The organism is Erythrobacter sp. JB1-4, from assembly GCF_057365025.1.
This window is the reverse complement of the sequence record NZ_CP200292.1, coordinates 2,563,706-2,584,350: the sequence shown is the minus strand read 5'-3', so window position 1 is coordinate 2,584,350 and position 20,645 is coordinate 2,563,706. Positions and strand designations below refer to the sequence as shown.

Here is a 20,645-nt window from a genome sequence, read left to right as displayed (position 1 = left end):
TTAACCAATGATGCCCGCCGTTTTTTATTGGGGCAAACAGGGGCCAATTAGCCGATTTGCTCCCAAACGGGACTTGCTGAGTCCCAATCAAATTGAAAGAGTGGGGACCGCTACCCAACCGCGCCGTAAGAGCCGGACAGGGTCGCTAGGGAGAGATAAGCAAAATGTTCGTTCTTCAGATCACCGTGTTCTTTGGGCTCATGGCAGCCCTCGCCTATTTCACCTGGCGCAAAGTGGCAGCGGCGCAGGCAGCAAGTAACGCGTCTGCGGATAAGGAGATATTCCTTGCTGGCGGCGGTCTGAGCTGGTTTTTTGTCGCCGGTGCGATCACTCTGACCAACCTTTCAACCGACCAGTTGGTGGGCATGAACGGGGCACAGATGTTCCTTCTTGCCTGGTGGGAGATTGCCGGATTTATCGGGCTGATGCTGCTCGCCTTCGTATTCGTGCCAATTTACTACCGCGAGAAGTGCACCACGGTCACGGAGCTGCTTGAAAAGAAGTACAACGGCGGCAGCATTCGCACGGTTATCTCAGGGCTGTTTTTAGCCGGAAACGTTTTCATCTACTTGCCCGCGGTGATCTATTCAGGCGCGCTTTTTATTCAGTCGCTTTTTGGGTTTGGAGCGCAGGAAGTCGTCACCATCGAAGGCGGGAGGGCCACCGACAGCGCAGGCCTCGATACAAGCCTTCTGATGATTGCAGCCATCTTCGCGATTGTCGGGGCCGCTTACGCAATCCTCGGTGGGCTTCGTGCGGTGGCCGTGCTCGACACCTATAGCGGTATCGGCATCCTTGGATTGGCGCTGATCGTCGTGTTCCTCGCGCTTCAGGCGATCGGTTTTGACTTCTCAGGCGTGCCGGCAGAGCGCATGTCCATGGTGGGCGACAACAACTCGCAAATCCCCTTCCACACGCTGTTTACCGGCATGATCTTTATCCAGATCTTCTATTGGTCCACCAATCAAAACATTACGCAAAAAGCGCTCGCTGCGCCAAACGTCAAAGAGGCACAAAAAGGCATCATGGCAGCGGCCATCGTGCGCGTTCTCATCGTGCCGCCGATTGTTGTGATCCCCGGCGTTGTCGCTTACAAATTGTTCGGCGGAGTGGGCGATAAGGCTTACGGATTGCTCGTTGACCAGATCCTGCCTGGTTGGATGAGCGGCCTCTTTGCCGCGATGATCGCAGCAGCCGTGCTGACCACTTACTCAGCCGTCATGAACGCGACCATTACGCTGTGGTCGGTCGACTTCCACCGCAAGTTCATCAACAAGGATGTCGATGTGATCAAGCTCAACCGCAAGGTTGGAATTGGCGCCATGGTGGTCTCAATCGCCCTTGTTCCACTCTATGCCAATGCAGAGAGCATCATCGACCTGCTCCAGCAGTTGAACGGCCTTCTCTCAATGCCGATCCTCTCAGCCTTCGCAGCAGCGCTTCTGTTCCGAAATATGGACGCGCGCGCCGCGGTTGCAGGGCTGGTTTACGGCGTTGGCATCTACGCCTTCCACACCTTCTTCCTCTACACCGATCAGGAGATGTGGGGCGGCATGACCTATTACCGCTATCTGGGTCTCGATTGGCTGCACTATATCGATGTGATGGTCTTTGTGCTCTTCTCGTCCATAGCCGTAGCCTTGTTCACCAACCGATTTGTGTTTGGAAACAGGGCGCAGTTCGTTGGGTTTGGAAAGGCCAAAACCGCGTAATATTCGATGCTGAGACCAACAGCCTATCAAACGCTGAATTGGCGGCAGTGCGTAGCTCGGGTACACATTCAAAGCAGTGACAGGCCCATAGTATCGGCAATTTGATAGCCAAACCTTTGATGAACTCCGAAAAGAAATGGAAGAGTGTAATCATTAGGGGGTAGATCGAATGACAGGGATTAGTTTTAGATACACCGGCACTGACATGCGCCTGATTGTGGCTATCAACAATGCGACAGCACTTTTGAAAAGCAGAGCGTTCAGAGAAGTCATCGAGCAGCGTGAGGAGCTCTTCTTCAATACCACTCGAACATGTGCTGAGATCGCCGAGCTGATTTTTGAGTCCAATGCGAAAATCAAGCTGCAAATGTTCAGCAAGAGGCCGTGGTTTGGACGCCTCACCACCGCTCGCGTGAAACCAAACGTTAGAGACACGATCTTCTTTAACACCTACGCGCTTGGCAGGGGCGAGGGAGCGAACACGAACACTTTGATCCATGAGACCGTGCATGTGATCGATAAGTTCCATGACAAGAACTCGGTTTTTGATTTCACGCACAAAGGCAACAACTCACAAAGACCGCCGCAAAACCAAGATTCCGCTCCTTATTGGATCGGCAATCGGTCTGAAGACCTGCTTCCGCTGATCGCGGGAAGAATGAACGCGAACACCAAAGGGCGACGTCTGGAGCGTATTGACCGTGAATTGGTGCAAAAGGCGATTACAGATCGGGATTGGACCGGAGGACAACACCTGTGTTGTGGCACCAGATAGAATGTCCAGAAGGCGTTCACGGATGCGCCAATTTGCCCTCAGAAGTATGCTCGCAAAGTTAGCGTGTACCCCTCCATGGTGTCATGGTGTTGCGCATGAATATGCTGCTTCGAATAACATCGATGGGGGCAAAGGCTACGAATGTGAAAATTTGGCCCTGAGATAGCGTGTTTTGCCTAGCTTCCCCATATCCCATCCCAGTCACCCTTGGGTGGGTTCGCCGCCAAAGTTCGCGACCGCTCTAGCATTAGCTGTGAAGGCCTATCTGCGCTGAAAATTCCAAGCCCTTCTCCAAAGGCCTCCTCAGCAGCTTTAAAGTCACCCCTAGCGTACAATTCGCGGCCTTGTTCATAACAGGCAAGCATCTGTTCAAATTGCCGGGTGTGCCGGGGATGATTGGGATCGAGAACCTCGAACAGTGTTGTTGACGCCTGCCGTCCTCGAACCTTGATCTTGTCAAGATTTCTCGTCGCAATCTCGTCGCTGAGCTTAGATTTGCTTTGCTCTGATATGATCAATTCAATGCCATAGGCTTTGGTCGCGGATTGCAAGCGAGAAGCCAAGTTCACTGTGTCGCCAATGACGGTGTAGTCCATGCGTTTTTGAGAGCCGATTGTACCCGCCACAACTTCACCGGTTGAAATGCCAACGCCAAGCGATAACTCCTCTTGCCCGCGCGCCAACCGCTTTGCGTTTAGCTCGCGCATAGCGGCGAAAATCTCCAAGCCACCTCGCACTGCCAACTCAGCATCATTCTTGCGGCTCAAAGGCACACCGTAAACGGCCATAATCGCATCGCCGATAAATTTATCGACGACCCCTTCGGTCGATGAGATCGCATCACAAAGCTCGCCAAACACCTCGTTGAGCATGTCCACGGTGCCTCTTGCCGACAGCTGTTCAGACATTGTGGTGAATTTGCGAATATCTGCGAACAGCACGCTGGCGTTTAGCGAGCTTCCAAACAAGAGATCGGTGTCCTGCCCCAAGACCTCGTCCACGATCTCTTGAGGCATGAACCGCCGAAGCGTGCTGTTAAGGCGTTTGCTCTCGGAAATATCCTCCAGAACGATCAAGGTCTCATCTGCTAGATTGCTGCCTCGCAAAAGAGGGGAGACCGATATGTTGACCGACTTCTCTATGCCCTTTTCTGGCTTACTTAGATCGACATCGACCAGGTTTGCCTGGTCACCCGCTTCTAAGGATTGCCGCAAATCTTCGTTTAGGTTCTCGTTCTTCAACCGAAGGATAAGGCCAATGTCGCCGTCAGTCAGCTCGGCTTCATCACGAGAGAGAATGGAACGCGCGGCGTCGTTACTTTTGACCACCTTGCCCTGCTTGCTGATGGTGATCACGCCGTTCCGAAGAGAACTCAAGATATTGTCATTGTAGTTGCGTTCAGAGACGACTTCTTCAAACAGGTTGGCATTCTCGATCGCAATCGCAGCTTGCGAGGCAAATGCCTTGGCGCGCACGAGGTCGCTTTGAAGAAACGGCCTTCCCCCTTCGCGGTTAAGAGCCTGCATCACGCCAAGAGCCTTGCCATCCTTTGAGAGGATCGGAACGGCCAAAATGCTCTGTGTACGATAGCCTGTATTCTCGTCAGTCTTCCGATCAAAGCGGGGATCGCGATAGGCGTCAGGGACGAATATCGGCTCTTTTGAAGTGAGACACGCACCAGCGATACCTTGCTCAGGGTCAAGCCGGATTTGCTGGCCTTCCATCCCTTGCGCCACAGTTGAGACCAGCTTGTGTTCGAGGGGGTTATAAATGAACAGCGAGGAGCGATCCGCAGCGATAACTTCACTCGTCACTCCAACAATCTTGCGAAGCAGCGGCTCAAGCTCGATTTCCGTGGAGATAGACGTATTGATGTCCAGTAAGCGTTTGAGTTCAAGGTTGCGGTCTTCCATATCGGTGATCGCAATGCCCCAGCGCTCTGCCATAATGATGACTTGAGAGAACAGCATCAAAAGCGGGTTCAACGCTGCCAAAGAATAGGCGGGAATCTCGCTTTCGCGGAATATCCCTGTGTGGATCAACGCATTCATCCCGAAGATGAACACAAAACCAGCCAGACTGATGAAAAACAGTGCAGCGCCGGTGCGTTGATTGAGAAAGGCACGAAAGCCAATCGCTGCGACACCTGCCAATGTGCCAATGTTCATGAAGGCCATGTAAGATTGAAGCAGCGTTGCATCTAAGATCAAATCGAGCGCAATCATCGTTGCATGGATCACCCCGAAGAAGGGGAGCAAAACATAGATAGGCAAAGCCAACCAGCGCGGCGTTTCATCGGGATATAGCGCCTGACAATAGGCAAAGAACGCAAGCGGTGCGATCGTAAGCGACACAGAGTTCAAGAACATCATTTGCTGAAAAGTGATGGATGGCGCGACCAACAACAACAGATTGTCAAATCCGGCGACACCGGCTGGCGTCATAAATGCTGCAGCTGAAATGGCGAGGAAAAGAGCGGGTTTGTCGTTTCGTCTGATGACAAAAACGGAAATATTCAGGCACAAAATCAATAAGATCGTGCCGTGATAAAGCGTCTCGCGCGACCAACGCAGCGCGCTCCAGTCATCCATTGCGGCCCTTTTTCCAAGAACAGGCGCTGCCTCAAGACCGTTGTCCTTGTGATGGAACGCAGCGATCTCTATCGCGATTTCCAAACTGTCCGAGCGGTTCTCAAAGTGGATCGTCTGTGAGCGAACGTGGTATTCGGTTTCCTCGCGTGTCGATCCAACAATTCCGCGGCCTGACACGACTTCGCCATTTAGTGAGACTTCGCTCGCCGTATAGATCAGTGGCACAAAGAGTGTGTAAGAGCCCTGCGAAAGACCCTCTACGTTGAGTGTATAAGTCGCCCTTCCCGACCTTGGTAAATCAGGCGCGCTGGCTGTCCAGAGGCCTGGCAGCTCGACCATGCTCACCGCTCTTGTCGCAGGTGTTTCGATTGCATCGTCCCAGTCAAATGCCCAAGTTCCCTCAAGGACTACCGGGTCATCAAGTTCCCCCCATCCTGAGAAATCGACCACCCCATCATTTGCACTTGGAGCATCGCTCGCGGTGGAGTCCGTCATGAAGGGAGCGCACAGCAAGAGCAGTGCGATGAGCGTTACAAGGGAGAAGAAAAGTCGCCGCGCGCCGCCTGCCCTTGGGGCTTGCGTGTCATCCAACGCGCCAGACACTTCCCTTTCAGTATTCGAACTTGCCCATTGGAAAAACAGTGTACTCGAGCCCCCGCCAGCCGCACCTTGGCACGAACTGTAGGGTCATCATCGCGCAGCTGGCAAACACTAATGTTACCAATGCCCGGACTTGTTCGGCTGTTTCAGCGCCAATTGGGATCTGGAGAGTGCGTGAGGCTGGACCAAACCTGGTAGCGGAGGAGGGACTTGAACCCCCGACACGCGGATTATGATTCCGCTGCTCTAACCACCTGAGCTACTCCGCCGCACCAAGATCGCCTCTAAGAGGCTTCCGTTTGGTCACAAACCAATCCAGAATCGCGAAGCGCAATCGCCTCGAGCGAGCGCGCGATTTAGGGCGGGTCATCTTTCCGGTCAACCTTAGTTTTGCGCGTCCTCTACCGCTTCATTCATTCGGATGACCTTTACAGCCAGACTGCGATTGAACGCACTGTCCACAGAGCGGCCGATCTCGGGAAGGCTGCGGCTTAGCTGCGCGAGTGCATCACGGTCGAGTTGGGCCATACGCATGGGCAGCACCACCGTCACCGTCGCACTCGCCCCTTCACCCGAAATATGGCTTATCTCACCTACAAATTCGCCGGCACCGCATTCATTGACCAATTGGCCATCGCGCTTGATCGAAGCGCGGCCTGTTGCAATGTAAATCAGAGGAGGGTCAACTTGATTTTGCTCGATCAAGACATCCCCCACTTCCATATCGCGCCATTGCATCAGGTCGCGAAGGCGGTTTTGTTTGGAGGGGTCTTCGATCCGCATCACATGGTCAAAGAGCTCCTGTTCTTCGCGTGTCATAGAGCCGGTGCGAGCCCTGTTCCACAACTGGAAAAGACGCGCCGCGTTGACCGCAAGAAAGAGCAGCGCGAGCGCAAGGCCGAAGCCGACCTCCTCCTGCACAGCAAAATAAAGCACAAAGGCGATGCCGCTAATCACGAGGAGCATGCGCATTAGGCGCACCTGATGCGGGATAACGCCCAGAATCAAGGCTATGCCACCAATCAGGCCAAAGGCTGATGTCAGTTCGATTGTTATCTCCCCTCTTGACGCACCGGGCCCATCGAGGCCCCAAACAATCCGGCGACACGCCTCCTACACCAAACGTTCGCTTCCGCGAAAGGCACAAGTTTTGACATGCTCCCAAGGACCATCTTGATAAAGGTGCAGCTCTAGCGCGGGAAAAGAGAATGCGCGCGGTTCAATCGTGGGTCCAAGGCTGGCTTGGAGTGCGCGCGCTTCGCTTTTGGTCACCTTGTTCTGGATCGTGATGTGTGGGCGCGGCTCGTAAAGGTCTTGAGCTGTGAGGCTTCCGTGAAAATGCTCTGCGATCAACGCGCGAAGCGCAAGCAATGGTTCGCTTTGAAGCGCGATAGCCGTCCCTTTGCCAAGGTCCATTACGCCTGTGACCCACCCCTCAACAGGAGCAAATTCGCGCGTCAATTGCGGGAGGAAGTCCCTAAGCTCATCCAGAAGCGATGGCGCGAAGGAGTGGAACATCGTCACATGCGCGTGAAGATGGTTTCGCTCAGGCGGATAATGCTCACGTCGTAAGGCGTCTGCCCAGCCTTGGATTTCACGCGGTAGCGCCGCTGTTACAATGAACGGCCGACCCATGCGCTGGGTTAGTCCATTTCGCCGCGTTCACGGCGCAGCTGGAACCAGCGGCCGACCGCTTCATTATGCCCATCGAGCGTCTCGTTGAACTCGTGCCCGCCGGTGCCATCAGCGACCATGAAGAGGTAATTGTGATCCTCAGGGTCCAGCACCGCTGCGATTGTCTCACGTCCGGGATTGGTGATCGGCCCAACGGGGAGTCCAACGCGGGTATAAGTGTTATAGCCGTTCACCGCTGCAATTTCGGACTGGCGGATACGGCGGCCTAAAGGCTTACCCTTGGTAATGGGGTAGATGATAGTGGGATCAGCTTGCAGTAGCATCCCTGACTTCACGCGGTTGGAATAGAGCCCTGCGACCGTGCGACGTTCACCGGGTGTACCCACTTCCTTTTCCACCACGCTTGCAAGGATTAATGCCTCACGGATCGTATCAACAGCGGTGTTTTCGCTGCGCTCAGCCCAAGCCTCGGCGAGATAGAGGTCCATCGCGCTTTGCATTTGTTCAATCAGGCTCGCGCGTGATTGTCCGCGTTCATAGGAATATGTATCAGGGAGGATGGAGCCCTCCAACGGCACATCCACCTCGCCCGTGAGCAATTCCTCTGCCATCAACCGCTCCCATACGAGCACACTCGGCATACCCTCTGGAATGGTGATGAAGCGGCGGATGACGTCGCCCGACTGGAACATGGCGAGGATGTCGCCCTGGCTCATACCGGGTTTCAATTCAAACTCGCCAGCCTGGATCGGTTCGGAGGAGCCGAAAATCCGAGCGTGAAGTAAGAAACCGTCCGCCGAGCTGATGTGGCCAGCGGACTCTAGGTTTTGTGCGACCGACGTGAGCGAGGAACCGGCCGGAATCAAGAACGGCGTCTCCGCCTCAACCTCGGCCTGCCCCATGAAGCTGACGAGCAGCACAGCCCCTGCGACAATTGCCGCAAGACCCAGCCCGACGATGCAGCCGAGCTTCTTCATAGGATTAATCGACCTTCTGCATGATGAGAGAGGCGTTTGTACCGCCAAAGCCGAAGCTGTTGTTGAGCACCGCTTTCACTTCGCGTTTTTTCGCTTCGAGAGGCACAAGGTCGATGCCTTCGGTGCCTTCATCAGGATTGTGCAGGTTGAGCGTTGGCGGGACGATTTGATCGCGCATCGCCAACACACAGAAAACGGCCTCAACCGCGCCAGCGCCGCCCAGAAGGTGGCCGATGGCGCTCTTGGTTGAGCTCATCGAAGCACCGCCGAGGCCCTCACCAAGTACTCGTTTCACCGCCGCCAACTCGATAGTGTCCGCCATGGTCGAAGTACCGTGCGCGTTCACATAATCGATGTCGCCTGGCCCAAGACCCGCTTTCTTAAGCGCCATCTTCATAGCCAGCTCAGCGCCTTTGCCTTCAGGGTGCGGCGCGGTGACGTGATAGGCATCGCCGGAGAGGCCATAGCCGGTGACTTCGGCGTAAATCTTTGCGCCGCGCGCTTTGGCGTGTTCATATTCCTCAAGGATCAGAACACCAGCGCCCTCGCCCATCACAAAGCCCTCGCGGTCTTTGTCATAGGGGCGGCTTGCCTCGGTTGGGCGGTCGTTGAAGCTTGTGTTGAGCGCACGCGCCTGCGCAAAGCCAGCGATACCCAGCGGGTTGACGGTGCTCTCCGCGCCGCCTGCGACCATAATGTCGGCATCATCCATCGCGATCATGCGCGCGGCATCACCGATAGAGTGCGCGCCGGTCGAACAGGCCGTCACAACCGCGTGGTTTGGTCCCATAAAGCCGTATTTGATTTGAACTTGGCCCGTCACCAAGTTGATCAGCCGGCCATGCACAAAGTGCGGAGACACACGGCCAGGGCCACGCTCATGGAGATTGACCGATTCCTTCTCAATTCCCGGCAAGCCACCGATACCAGCGCCAATAGAGCAGCCAACGCGCTCTTTTTCTTCGTCGCTAAGGTCAGTGAGACCTGCATCTTCAAGCGCCTGCCCTGCTGCATCAATGCCATAAACAATGAAGGGATCGACCTGCCGCTGTGTCTTGCCATCAACGCGCTTGTCCGCGTCAAAACCCCATGGGTGATCCTTTGGTTTCACCTCGCAGGCGATGGTGCACTTCTGCCCTTCAGGGTCAAAGCTCGTGATCGGCCCTGCCCCGCTTTCACCAGCGATAAGGTTTTTCCAAGAGGTCTCCACATCCCCGCCAAGCGGTGTGACAAGACCCAGACCGGTTACAACGACACGGCGCATTCAACTCTCCATAGCCCCGTCAAAGGGAGCAAACACGTTTAATCCCAATACACTACAGGCCCGGCGGCCCTTAGAAAAGGGCCCGGGCCTGTCGGTCAGCGCCCGAATGCACCGGGCAGGCTGAAGGCGAAAGCCCTAAGGCTCAGCCCCGGCTTGATTAGCCTTGTGTCTCTTCGATGAATTTCGTCGCATCACCGACGGTTGCGATCTTTTCAGCCGCATCATCGGGGATTTCAACGCCAAACTCTTCTTCAAAAGCCATCACCAGCTCAACGATATCGAGGCTGTCTGCGCCCAGATCATCAATGAAGCTTGCTTCCTGAGTTACTTTGTCTGCTTCGACGCCGAGATGCTCGACGACAATTTTCTGCACGCGTGTTGCAGTATCGCTCATGTTTATCCCTCTTAAACTGTGGGGTTTGAAACTTCTCTCCTGCCCCTAGAGGTCGGTTGTAACGAGCGCAAGTCAAGATGCAATCTGTCTTGGGATATTAGCGGAACAGTTCCTGTGTATCGGCGAGTTCAATATCATCGCGCCCCTCAAGGCTCTCCAAGATCTTGTATTTATGCGCAGTTCCAAAGGTGATGAGCGCTGTGAGCCCCTGCCCGCTGATTGTATCAAGCTGCGAATTGATCAGATCGCTGTGGGCGCGATTTATCTGCTTCCACCCGCCTGCGCCCAAATCTCGATCAAAATATCGCTCATAGGGCTGACGCGAGTCTTCAACCAGGTCGTCAAATTTACGTGTATGGATAAAGCGAGGGTCATCGCCGCGCCCCCGAAGCTTGCGAGAATATTCGCGGATAGCCGCGCGGTGCTCTGCCCATTCCTCGGCTCTCGAAGGATCGTTTTGGATGCGCTCCAGTGCCTTTGCTCGGTCGCGCGCAATCTCACGCGTCCATCCAGCGCCAGCGACGATTTCAAAGCCCATCTCCCGACTGAGCGGGAAGACAACATTGGTGTATTCCGGAAAAACCTGCGTGCGCGGTTCATCCACTGCGCCGGTCTCGCGAAAGCTCGATACGGCTTGGTCGATGCGGTCGGGCGGAATTTCGGTGATAACCACATCAGGTTTCGCCTTGCGGATCGCGGCTTCGAGCACGTTTAGAGAATAGGTGTCACTGTCCCGGTGATTCGAGTGGATCACGCCGATCACGTAGACTTTCGTCTTTGGCGGGCCTGGATCAGCAACAGCAGAGCAGCACAACATCATGGGAGCGGCCATTGAGGCGGCCAGGCTTGCAACGATGAAAGAACGGCGGTTGAGGGTCATAATTTCTCTTTCGGTCGCCCCTGCATACTTGTTACTGCGAGCCCCATGAAACGCTTCTTTTCCGATCAGCAGACCCTCCATGCGCCATTGCGCGAATTAAACAATGGCGAATGGATGGACTTTGCGGAAAGTCCAGCACGGGTTGCGTCCATGCTTGAGGCTATCGGGCAGGTTCAGGCGCCAACAGACCACGGGATGGAGCCAATCCTCGCGGTGCACGACGCTGACTATGTGGAATTTCTGAAGAACGCGCACGCCGATTGGCTCGCCGCCGGGCGCGAAGGTGATGCCATTGGATACGCTTTTCCAGCAGTCCGCCGCCGTAAATTGGACCTAACTCGTATCGACGGACGCCTAGGCGCGTATGGTTTCGACGCCGCCACCCCCATCGCGAGCGGAACGTGGGACGCAGCCTATTGGGGCGCGCAATCGGCCCTGAGCGCTCTGGATGAAGTAATAAGAGGCGAACCCCAGGCATTCGCCCTGTGTCGTCCACCCGGTCACCATTCAGGGCGCGATTATTTCGGAGGCTATTGCTTCCTCAACAACGCAGCCATCGTGGCTCAGTGCGCCATAGACACGGGCCTAGGCCCGGTTGCGGTCCTCGATGTGGATTATCACCACGGCAACGGCACGCAGGATATCTTTTACGATCGCTGCGACGTGCTGTTCGCATCCATTCACGCCGACCCCAAAATGGACTATCCCTATTTCTGGGGTCACGCTGATGAGACCGGTGAAGGGGCAGGCGAAGGCGCGACGTTTAACCAACCTCTGCCGCGCGGCACCACATGGGAAGGCTATGCTCCTGCGCTGGACAAAGCGTGCGAAAGGATCGCCGCGTTCGGAGCCAAGTTCCTCGTCATCAGCTACGGCGCGGATACGTATGAAGCCGACCCGATCTCGCATCTTAAACTGACGACGCAGGACATGGGCCGCATCGCAGAGCGCATCGCAACCCTTGACCTACCAACGGTCACAGTGATGGAAGGCGGCTACAATATCGAGGCGCTGGGCCGCAATGTGGACGCTTTTTTGGGCGGATTGGGCAGTTAAAACGGCTAAATATCGATCCATCGCAGATGAGAACCGGCTCAGCGAGGTGATGGAACGATCACCCCTCCCAATCCATAGGAGAAGTGGAAGCACGGCACACGAGGTGCCTGTGCAAGACCACACCAACTCTCTCAAGGAGACCCATGAATAACATTGAAACAATTCAATCGCTTACACAGACAACTTTTGACTCGGTAGAAGGCTATAAATCAGCCATGCAGAAAGCCGAGAGCCCGGCACTCAGGACCGCGCTTGACCGTCGTTTGACCGCACGTCAGGCAACGCTCGCCAAGCTGAACAATGCGCTTGAGAACCAGGGCAAGGACCGTGTCACTTCGACAAGCATGAGCGGTGAAGCACACCAAATGTTCACCAGCATCAGTGACGCATTTTCCGATGGTGATGAAGCGGCGGCAAAGCGCGTGGAAGAGGGCGAAGACTACATCGCCAAGCAGTTCCGCGAAGCGCTGGACGACAAGGATTTTGACGTTGCATCGCGCTCGCTAATCCAGGACGCGTATAACGAAATTGCGACCGCCGAACGGTTCGCGGACATGCTGGAAAAGCAATACGCGTAAGCCATGGGCTAGGCTTTGCAAGTGGAAGCTTGCGATCTGAGCGTTGAGCGCGCTCCATGGTTGGCATCACTGTCGACCAGACAGGTTGGGCCATGACGAGCGTCGCTCCGTTCACCTACTCTAAAACATAACAAGCCCAATTGAACTCGTGTCCGGTTTCATCTGCGAAATCGGGCACTTTTGTGTTCGGGTGAGTTTACGAACCGGAGGGTCAAAGCGTCTCGCGCTCCTGCAGAAACTCTTCGGCTCTCATCTGACTGCGCGTACGGCGCATGCCCTTGGTTGGGTAATCGCGCCCCGGATCGTTTTCGAGAGCCTTCCCATAATAGTCGAGCGCCCCTTCCAACCGCCCGGCGCTCTCGTGACACAGGCCAATATTGAAGAGCACAGACACATGCGAGGGATTGGTTGCCTCAAGTGCCTGAAATCCAGCGCAAGCCAATTCCAAGTCAGTATCGGTTGCTTTCACAGCGGCCCTAAAGGCCTTGCGATCCTCTTTCCGAAGGTCCTTTCGACGCTCCATGACACGGATGTTCTGACGCCTTTCAATCGGAGCCAAATCGCGGCGTATCTCGTCGGCGAGCGCGGTGATCAGACCGTTTTCCATATCGAGGCTTGAGGGAACGTAGTCGCTATCAGCGCAAAACCGCTCAGCCGCCACGCGCGTTTCGTTATGAGCGTAAAGTTGCTCGCCGCGTGCGCTGGTTAGCAACAGGCGCGGATCGACGCGAACGGTGAGCTCGCGGCACTCGATACGGATTTCGCGGCGCTCGATGCATTTGTCATCCCCGTCGCGCTTGACGCATTCGCGGTCACGTTTGGGTTCAACCTCGCGCTCGATGACCTCGCTGCGAACAGTGCCGCGGAATTGAGCATCCGGAATTACCGGGCGGGTTGCACCCGTGCTCTCGCTGTCCTCTATTCGCACCTGTGCGTTGCTCAAGTCACTCGGCGTGATGACATCAAAATAGGGCTCTCCCCGGATCGTCACATTGCCCAGCAGGTTGATGAGCTCGAGCTCAAGATCTTGGCCCAAGTTCCCGCGAAAAGGTTCGATTAGGATTAGCTCAACATCAGCAGGAAGGTCGACGCCGGCGGAATAAACACCCTCAACTGTAATGGTCTCAGCGTGCGCTGTTTGCGCAACTCCAACCGAGGCGAACACCGCAATAGCCGTCCCAAAAACAGTGAGTTTGCGCATTCTTGCCCCCATTCCAATGTGATGCCCAAAGCTGGATATGCAGCAATGTATCGGCAGTGAATGGTTTAGACAGTAAAGGTTTCTACATAGACCGTGGCCTGCTCGCCGTTGGGTACAATCAGAACACGGCGCGGTGGGTAATTGGCACTGTCGGTGATCGAACCGGACATTGCTCCATCAGGGCAAGCCGTGGGCCACCATGCCGGCTTTCCTTCAGAAACGCTTGCATCGCATCCAGGAGCAAGGTTGGTCTTGTCGCAATGGATTTCGTCTGACCCGGCACCCTCGTGCCCGAGCTCATAGTCGACCACTCCGCACACCTCTTGTTCACCGGTGCCCACATATCTTGTAGCGAAATCTTGGGCCGCGTGATCTGGAACATCAAAGCGAGCCCAGAGGATTGTATCTTGGAAGCCCATCGAGCTGACCCATACATTTTGCGCACCTTCGGGCAGCGGAAACCGTTTGTCCAACAGCACAAAGTCTGCGGCTTGCTCCTCGGTCAATTGGCCATCAAAGCGATTGTCAGGCAGATCGCAGCCGGACAGCGTCAAAAATCCCGCAAGCGAGAGGAGTGTGCTTCCCCCTTTTAAGACTGGCGTGTCCGCTTGCTCGCTCAACGCTAATTCACCCTTCCTTTTTAGGCTGCTCAATCACCCGCAGTGCCAGTTCGCGCAATTGCGCAGGCGTTGCTTTGGAAGGCGCGCCCATCATCAGGTCTTCGCCCTTCTGGTTCATCGGGAATGCGATCACTTCGCGGATCGCTTCTTCGCCCGCCAGCAGCATCACAATACGGTCGATACCCGGTGCCGATCCACCGTGCGGAGGGGCGCCCAGTTTGAACGCTTCGATCATACCGCCGAACTCTTTGTCGACTGTAGCGTTGTCGTAACCAGCAAGCTCAAAGGCTTTGTACATAATGTCCGGGCGGTGGTTCCGGATCGCGCCGGAGGACAGCTCATAACCGTTGCACACGATGTCATATTGCCACGCTTTGATGTCGAGCGGGTCCATCGTTTCCAACGCTTCCATCTCGCCTTGCGGCATGGAGAATGGGTTGTGACTAAAATCGACCTTCTTCGCTTCCTCGTCATATTCGAACATCGGGAAGTCGACGATCCAGCAGAATTTGAAGCACCCTTGCTCGATAAGTTCAAGTTGCTCACCCACTTGCGTGCGGGCAGCGCCTGCGAGTTTGGCTGCGTCCTTTTCCTTGCCAGCGGCAAAGAACAAACCATCGTCCGGGCCAAGGCCTAGCTCGTTGTAGAGCTCTTCCATGCGCTCTGGGCCATGGTTCTTAGCAATTGGCCCGCCGAACTCGCCGCCTTTGCGGGTGACATAGCCAAGGCCAGCAAACCCTTCAGAGCGCGCCCAATTGTTCATATCATCGAAGAACTTGCGGCTCTTATCTGCCGTGTTTGGAGCAGGCACCACGCGCACAACGCCGCCGCCGCCAACGATCTTTTCAAAAAGGCCAAAGCCCGATTTTTCAAAGTGGCTGGTGACGTCTGAAATAATCAGTGGGTTGCGAAGGTCAGGCTTGTCCGAGCCATATTTCATCATCGCCTCAGCATAAGGAATGCGCGGGAATTCACCCGCTGGCGTCACCGAGTTGCCATCTGCGAATTCTTCGAATGTGCCCGCGAGAACGGGCTCCAACGCTTGGAACACGTCCTCTTGCGTCACAAAGCTCATCTCAAGGTCGAGTTGGTAGAACTCAAGTGAACGGTCAGCGCGAAGGTCTTCATCGCGGAAACACGGTGCGATTTGGAAGTATCGATCAAAGCCCGACACCATCAGCATCTGTTTGAACATCTGCGGCGCTTGGGGAAGCGCGTAGAAGTTGTTCGGATGCATCCGTGAAGGCACGAGGAAGTCGCGGGCGCCCTCTGGTGAGGAAGCCGTGAGGATTGGAGTTTGGAACTCAGTGAACCCCTGATCGGTCATCCGCTTGCGCAGAGAGGTGATAACGTGGCTGCGCAGCATGATGTTGCGGTGCATGGTTTCGCGGCGCAAATCGAGGAAGCGGTATTTGAGGCGAATGTGCTCTGGATAGTCGAGCTCATCAGCAACCGGCAGCGGCAGCTCTTCGGCACCCGATTGCACGGTGATCGAGCGGGCAAACACTTCAATCTCACCGGTGGCTAGCTTTGGGTTCACAGTGTCGGCGCTTCTGGCCTTCACTTCGCCATCAATGGTCACCACCGATTCAGCGCGCAGCTTGTCCAGCACCGCCAACGCTGGCGAGATCTTCATCCGCCACAATCTGAGTAATGCCAAAGTGATCGCGCAAATCGACGAAGAGAACCCCGCCAAAATCGCGTTTGCGGTGGACCCAGCCGGACAAACGGACGGTCTCGCCAACATTTTCAGCAGAAAGCTGTGCGCAATTGTGGGTACGATAGGCGTGCATCTAAATTCTTGTCCTATTTACATGTATGGCGCTAAGAGCGTGATCCATATTGAACCAGCGAGTTATAGCCGCTGTGATATGGGCGCGCTAACAGGGGAAGCCCAGCGCTTTGTCAAGTCGCCTGAGGCTATTGATCATTGGCTCCTCGTTGAGCCGAGAGCGGCACTCCGCTCAATTGAAAAGAAAAGAAGTGCATGAAGATACACGATCTAATCACCACAACAGACGCTCTTTCAGACCTTTGTGACCGCCTCTCTCAAAGTGAATTTGTCGCCGTTGACACTGAATTCATGCGGGAAAATACCTATTGGCCGGAGCTGTGCCTGGTACAGATTGCCAATACCGAAGAGGCCGCTGCGATTGACCCACTTGCCGATGGGATTGATCTCAAACCCCTGCTCGACCTGCTGACCGATAACGATGAAGTGCTCAAAGTCTTCCACGCTGGTGGCCAAGATGTTGAGATCATCGTCAATATGACCGGCAAGACGCCCTTCCCCATTTTTGATACGCAAGTCGCAATGATGGCGATCAGCCAGTCAGAGCAAATTGGATATGCCAATCTGGTTGACCATTGGCTCGGCATTCAAATCGACAAAGGCGCACGTTTTACCGATTGGAGCCGACGCCCGCTGACCGACCGCCAGATTGAATATGCAATCGGCGATGTGACACATTTGTCGAAGATCTTTCCCAAAATCCTTAAAAAGCTCATCAAGACAGGCCGGGGCAATTGGCTGGATGCGGAGATGGAGAAGCTCGCCGACGCATCAAACTTCATCACTGATCCCGGCACCTCTTGGAAAAAAATCCGCCAACCGGGGCGCAATCCGCAAGTGCTCGGCCGCCTCAAAGCCTTGGCTGCATGGCGCGAAGGCGAGGCTCAGCACAAGGATATTCCGCGCGGGCGCATCATGCGTGATGAGACGCTGGCCGACATCGCCTCTCACCCGCCCAAAAGGCAAGGCGATCTTGCCAAAGTGCGCGGGTTATCGAGCGCATGGCGCGACAATGATATTGGCAAGCGTTTGATGAAGGTCATCGCTGATGCGGAACCCCTGCCAAAATCGGAAATGCCCGAAAAGATGAAACGCGGCGCGCCTTTGGGCAAAGAAGGCGCACTGGTCGCAGACCTTCTAAAACTGCTTCTCAAAATCCGTGCTCGCGAGATTGATGTGGCTGCCCGCCTTCTTACCCGAGCCGATGAAATGGAAGCTTTGGCCGCCGGCGTCCGCGATCTCAAAGTGCTGAACGGCTGGCGCTATGACGTGTTTGGGAAAGATGCGCTGGAACTGGTCGAGGGCAAGCTCGCATTTGCGGTTAAGAACGGCAAACTCGTCATGACCCATATCGACGATATGCAAGCGAGCATGGAAGAGGCTCTTGCAGATGATGTTCCGGAGGAAGTGTCACAAGCATGAGCACTTACCTTCCCACTATCAAGCAATTACAATACCTTGTCGCGTTGTATGAGCACGGCCATTTCGGGCGCGCGGCTGATGCGAGCTTTGTCTCGCAGTCGACGCTTTCTGCAGGGATACGCGAGCTGGAATCGCTGCTTGGTGTAACGCTGGTCGAACGATCGCGCCGGGTGGTGCGGTTTACGTCTTTGGGTGAACAAGTGGTCGAAAAGGCGAGCGCACTGCTTCGTCAGGCCGAAGAATTGGCAGATTTGGTGCAGGCGGCTGGAAAGCCTCTCTCAGGCCAATTGCGCATGGCGGTGATCCCAACAATTGCGCCTTTTATGATCCCTCGCATTCTACCGCGCCTCAAGAAAGAGCGCCCGGACCTTAATCTTTTGTTGCGAGAAGAGGTCAGCCAGGACGCGATTGAGTCGCTTCAGCATGGCCGGGTTGATTGTGTCCTTTTGGCGCTGCCATTCGATACAGGCGAAGTCGCCAGCGAGACTATCTCTGACGACCGGCTCTATGTGGCGTTCCCAAAGGACGATCCGCGCATGCCTCCTGCAAGTGTTGATCCTGATTTGCTCGACCATGGCAGCCTTCTTCTGCTGGAAGACGGCCATTGCCTTCGTGATCATGCTTTGGCTGCGTGCAACCGCTCAGAACTGCGGGCAAGCGCCGGGATGATCGGCACGAGCCTCCACACCCTGGTTCAGATGGTAGACAATGACCTTGGCCTTACCTTGCTGCCGGAGATGGCTTTGGAAGCGGGCATTCTATCAGGAACAGATGTCGTCGCACGCCCCATGGAAAACAACACAGCTAAGCGCGAGATCGCTTTGGTTTGGCGCAAAAACTCACCGCGTGAGGCCGACTTCAAACTTCTCGCAGAGGAATTGCGCGCAGGGTAAATCAACCGCGCCCGCGATAAGGGGCAACGCCTTGATCAGGCAGCCAAAGGTCCGCTGGCGGCGCGCCCGTTTGCCAAAATACATCGATTGGAATGCCTCCGCGAGGATACCAATAACCGCCAATGCGCAGCCATTTGGGCTTCATCTCGTCTGCTAAGCGTTGTCCCACTCCAACAGTCACATCTTCGTGAAAGCCATTGTGATTACGAAATGATCCGAGGAACAATTTGAGGCTCTTCGATTCCACTATTGTGTCATCTGGCGCATAGTCGATCACAAGGTGTGCGAAGTCGGGCTGATTTGTGACCGGGCACAACGAGGTGAACTCAGGCGAGACAAAGCGCACGCAATAGAGCGTACCAGCGCGAGGATTAGGCACATAATCAAGCACTGCCTCATCAGGAGACTGCGGGAGATCGGTTTGCTTACCAAGAAATGCTGGAGCGGTATCAGGTGTGGTTTCCATGCCGCGCTGTTGCCGCGAAAGGTGATGGGTTGCAAGTCACTATCTGGACGCTTGCGTATTGGGTACTATCTCCAAGATAAGATGATGGCCCTTCGCAAGCTCGTGCGCATACAGCCTTCAGCTTGCAGTCAGGTCCCAAAGAGCAGCTTTGAAACCACCAGTTGTGAAATGATGCGTCCGTATTTCTCATTGGCTCCCCGCGAAGGCATTCACATGCCGCGATGCGCCCTGCCGCTTGGTGCGGTGTGCGCGTTGGCATTGGGGAGTGTTTTGATTCCAGCTCCGGTGGCAGCGCAAAACCAATCGCCGGGCACATTCTCGCTTCCAGAAGCAACTCCAACCCCTACTCCTGCACCGCAAGGACCTGTTGATGAACGGGTGGGCGTTCCTATCGCTCCTCGCGTCATTCCTGATTCTCAGCCGAGCCCAGAAACAAGCGCAAGTCCAGCCGCCGCGATCCCGGTCGAGACTTCGGCTTCTCCCGCGGCGCAAAGACCTACGACTGAGAGACGAACACAGGCCTCACCCGCAGCCACCTCGCCCACGCGGCAGTCCCAAGACCCGGCCCCACGGTCCTCCGGGCCCTCGGCGCAAAGGTCACCGCCAAGTGTCCGCAATTCCGATGCAAGAGGCACATCAATTACCGGTTCGGGGATTGCCGGTGATGCCACTGTTGATCCCGGCTTTGAGGCACTCGAAGGGGAAGCAGAAGCTCTTTCACCGCGGGGGCCCGATGGTTGGTACAGTGTCGATGAAGCCGGAGACGAGGGTCACTCGTCAAGTCGAACGGCTGAGAGCGAGACCTCTGCTGCGGCTTCGCCACAGTCCAATGGCAACGGCTTTCTGAGCCGTCTCAACACGCAGTTCGAGACAGTCTTAGCTCTCATCGCTCTGATGGCGATCCTCGCTGCGATCCTTATCTGGGTGCGTATGCAGCGTAAGCGAGCAGAAAGCGCAATCAGCGATGCGCGTACGACAGCTCCTGCGCTGACTGCTGGGATACGTGCGTCCATGAAGGATGAGGATGGCGGCTCACCAAAAGCGGAGGCCCAGAACGCAGACGAGCTTGTTCTGGATGACGCAGCAACGCTCGAGATGCCTTCACAGAGCGACGCAGACATCGAACCAGAGCCAACAGAGCCCATGCAAGAGCCTGCGGTCGCACCTGAGCCAGAGCCAGAGCCAGAGCCAGAGCCAGAGCCAGAAACTCAAGCGGGCACAACGGTGTTTGCCAAGCCTCAATCTGCGCCTGTTTCGCCGCCTGTTGCCAAGCCCGTCTTGGCGCCCAAAGCAGTTCCCGCACCGCCCCTAGAGGTTGCCCTGTCTCTCGATATCAAAAACGCCTCACGCAGCGTTATGCGACTTTCGGTCGAGTTTGCTTTGGAAGTGGCCAATCGCACCGATAAAGCGATCCGAGACCTTAATGTTGCAGGCGAGCTCTCCAGCGCACGCGAAGGTGCAGCAGGCCCTGCGCCTGTCGACAAGACGCAGCACCTCTCAACGATCGAGCGCATCGCTCCTGGACAAAGCCGCAGAGTTACAGGGATTTTGCAACTCCCAATGAGCGAAATTACGACGATCAGGCAGAGTGGCAAGCCCTTGGTCATTCCATTGATGCATTTCAGATTAGGCACAGCGAACAGCCCAGCGATCAAGCGCACCTTCGTGATCGGCACGCCCAGCACCGCCAGCACGACACGGGTGCACCCCTTCTTTTCGAAGGACCACCCGGAAGTCTTCCTCCCTTGCGTGCGCAATTGATCAGGCAACCTTAGTGCAATCGCGCTTG

Annotated in this window: 17 protein-coding genes, 1 tRNA gene and 1 pseudogene; 7 read left to right on the top strand and 12 right to left on the bottom strand. The window is 55.6% G+C overall.

What is annotated here, in order from left to right; all coding sequences use genetic code 11:
• Positions 1-164 precede the first annotated feature (164 nt).
• Both AC0V61_RS11940 and AC0V61_RS11935 read left to right on the top strand, forming a co-directional pair.
• On the top strand, positions 165-1,712 hold the full coding sequence (locus AC0V61_RS11940; protein ID WP_486157811.1) for a sodium:solute symporter family transporter: 1,548 nt from the start codon (positions 165-167) through the stop codon (positions 1,710-1,712).
• 169 nt (positions 1,713-1,881) lie between these two features.
• Positions 1,882-2,487 (top strand): hypothetical protein, encoded by a 606-nt coding sequence (locus AC0V61_RS11935; protein ID WP_486157809.1) that lies wholly within the window; start codon positions 1,882-1,884, stop codon positions 2,485-2,487.
• Between the two features lie 176 nt (positions 2,488-2,663).
• Here AC0V61_RS11935 and AC0V61_RS11930 read toward each other — a convergent pair whose 3' ends face one another.
• From AC0V61_RS11930 to AC0V61_RS11895, 8 genes are all read right to left on the bottom strand, one after another.
• Positions 2,664-5,573: an adenylate/guanylate cyclase domain-containing protein gene (locus AC0V61_RS11930; protein ID WP_486157807.1), complete on the bottom strand. Its 2,910-nt coding sequence runs from the start codon at positions 5,571-5,573 to the stop codon at positions 2,664-2,666.
• Positions 5,574-5,870: 297 nt separating this feature from the next.
• Positions 5,871-5,947 (bottom strand) — tRNA-Met (locus AC0V61_RS11925).
• A gap of 115 nt (positions 5,948-6,062) precedes the next feature.
• A complete protein-coding gene (locus AC0V61_RS11920) occupies positions 6,063-6,650 on the bottom strand; it encodes a Crp/Fnr family transcriptional regulator (RefSeq protein WP_486157806.1) in 588 nt (195 codons plus the stop codon).
• Between the two features lie 141 nt (positions 6,651-6,791).
• Complete coding sequence (locus tag AC0V61_RS11915) at positions 6,792-7,313, bottom strand: 2'-5' RNA ligase family protein (RefSeq protein ID WP_486157804.1); 522 nt, start codon at positions 7,311-7,313, stop codon at positions 6,792-6,794.
• An 8-nt stretch (positions 7,314-7,321) separates the two neighbouring features.
• On the bottom strand, positions 7,322-8,290 hold the full coding sequence (gene mltG, locus AC0V61_RS11910) for an endolytic transglycosylase MltG (RefSeq protein WP_486157802.1): 969 nt from the start codon (positions 8,288-8,290) through the stop codon (positions 7,322-7,324).
• A gap of 4 nt (positions 8,291-8,294) precedes the next feature.
• A complete protein-coding gene (gene fabF, locus AC0V61_RS11905; protein ID WP_486157800.1) occupies positions 8,295-9,554 on the bottom strand; it encodes a beta-ketoacyl-ACP synthase II in 1,260 nt (419 codons plus the stop codon).
• A 157-nt stretch (positions 9,555-9,711) separates the two neighbouring features.
• Positions 9,712-9,948, bottom strand: coding sequence for an acyl carrier protein (locus AC0V61_RS11900; RefSeq protein ID WP_223073001.1), 237 nt, complete (start codon positions 9,946-9,948; stop codon positions 9,712-9,714).
• Between the two features lie 97 nt (positions 9,949-10,045).
• A complete protein-coding gene (locus AC0V61_RS11895; RefSeq protein WP_486157797.1) occupies positions 10,046-10,828 on the bottom strand; it encodes a hypothetical protein in 783 nt (260 codons plus the stop codon).
• A gap of 45 nt (positions 10,829-10,873) precedes the next feature.
• Between AC0V61_RS11895 and AC0V61_RS11890 the strand changes: the two genes are divergently transcribed.
• Positions 10,874-11,884 carry a histone deacetylase family protein gene (locus AC0V61_RS11890; protein ID WP_486157795.1) on the top strand — a complete coding sequence of 337 codons (1,011 nt, stop codon included), beginning with the start codon at positions 10,874-10,876 and terminating at the stop codon, positions 11,882-11,884.
• A 143-nt stretch (positions 11,885-12,027) separates the two neighbouring features.
• On the top strand, positions 12,028-12,462 hold the full coding sequence (locus AC0V61_RS11885) for a PA2169 family four-helix-bundle protein (protein WP_486157793.1): 435 nt from the start codon (positions 12,028-12,030) through the stop codon (positions 12,460-12,462).
• A 211-nt stretch (positions 12,463-12,673) separates the two neighbouring features.
• On the opposite strand, the gene AC0V61_RS11880 is transcribed toward AC0V61_RS11885, so the two are convergent.
• The 3 genes and pseudogenes from AC0V61_RS11880 to aspS all read right to left on the bottom strand — a co-directional run bounded on the left by AC0V61_RS11880 (position 12,674) and on the right by aspS (position 16,076).
• Positions 12,674-13,663 (bottom strand): tetratricopeptide repeat protein, encoded by a 990-nt coding sequence (locus AC0V61_RS11880; protein WP_486157791.1) that lies wholly within the window; start codon positions 13,661-13,663, stop codon positions 12,674-12,676.
• Between the two features lie 65 nt (positions 13,664-13,728).
• A complete protein-coding gene (locus AC0V61_RS11875; RefSeq protein WP_486157789.1) occupies positions 13,729-14,283 on the bottom strand; it encodes a hypothetical protein in 555 nt (184 codons plus the stop codon).
• Positions 14,284-14,290: 7 nt separating this feature from the next.
• Positions 14,291-16,076: pseudogene (gene aspS, locus AC0V61_RS11870) on the bottom strand (aspartate--tRNA ligase).
• A gap of 194 nt (positions 16,077-16,270) precedes the next feature.
• Here aspS and rnd point away from each other — a divergent pair.
• Positions 16,271-17,497 (top strand): ribonuclease D, encoded by a 1,227-nt coding sequence (gene rnd / locus AC0V61_RS11865; protein ID WP_486157787.1) that lies wholly within the window; start codon positions 16,271-16,273, stop codon positions 17,495-17,497.
• On the top strand, positions 17,494-18,390 hold the full coding sequence (locus AC0V61_RS11860) for a LysR substrate-binding domain-containing protein (RefSeq protein WP_486157785.1): 897 nt from the start codon (positions 17,494-17,496) through the stop codon (positions 18,388-18,390). The genes rnd and AC0V61_RS11860 overlap by 4 nt, the downstream gene beginning before the upstream one ends.
• A 1-nt stretch (position 18,391) precedes the next feature.
• Here the strand turns inward: AC0V61_RS11860 and queF are convergent, their stop codons facing one another.
• Positions 18,392-18,856 (bottom strand): preQ(1) synthase, encoded by a 465-nt coding sequence (queF, locus tag AC0V61_RS11855; RefSeq protein ID WP_486157783.1) that lies wholly within the window; start codon positions 18,854-18,856, stop codon positions 18,392-18,394.
• 213 nt (positions 18,857-19,069) lie between these two features.
• On the opposite strand from queF, the gene AC0V61_RS11850 reads away from it, so the two are divergent.
• Positions 19,070-20,617: a hypothetical protein gene (locus tag AC0V61_RS11850; protein ID WP_486157781.1), complete on the top strand. Its 1,548-nt coding sequence runs from the start codon at positions 19,070-19,072 to the stop codon at positions 20,615-20,617.
• The last annotated feature ends 28 nt before the right edge of the window (positions 20,618-20,645 follow it).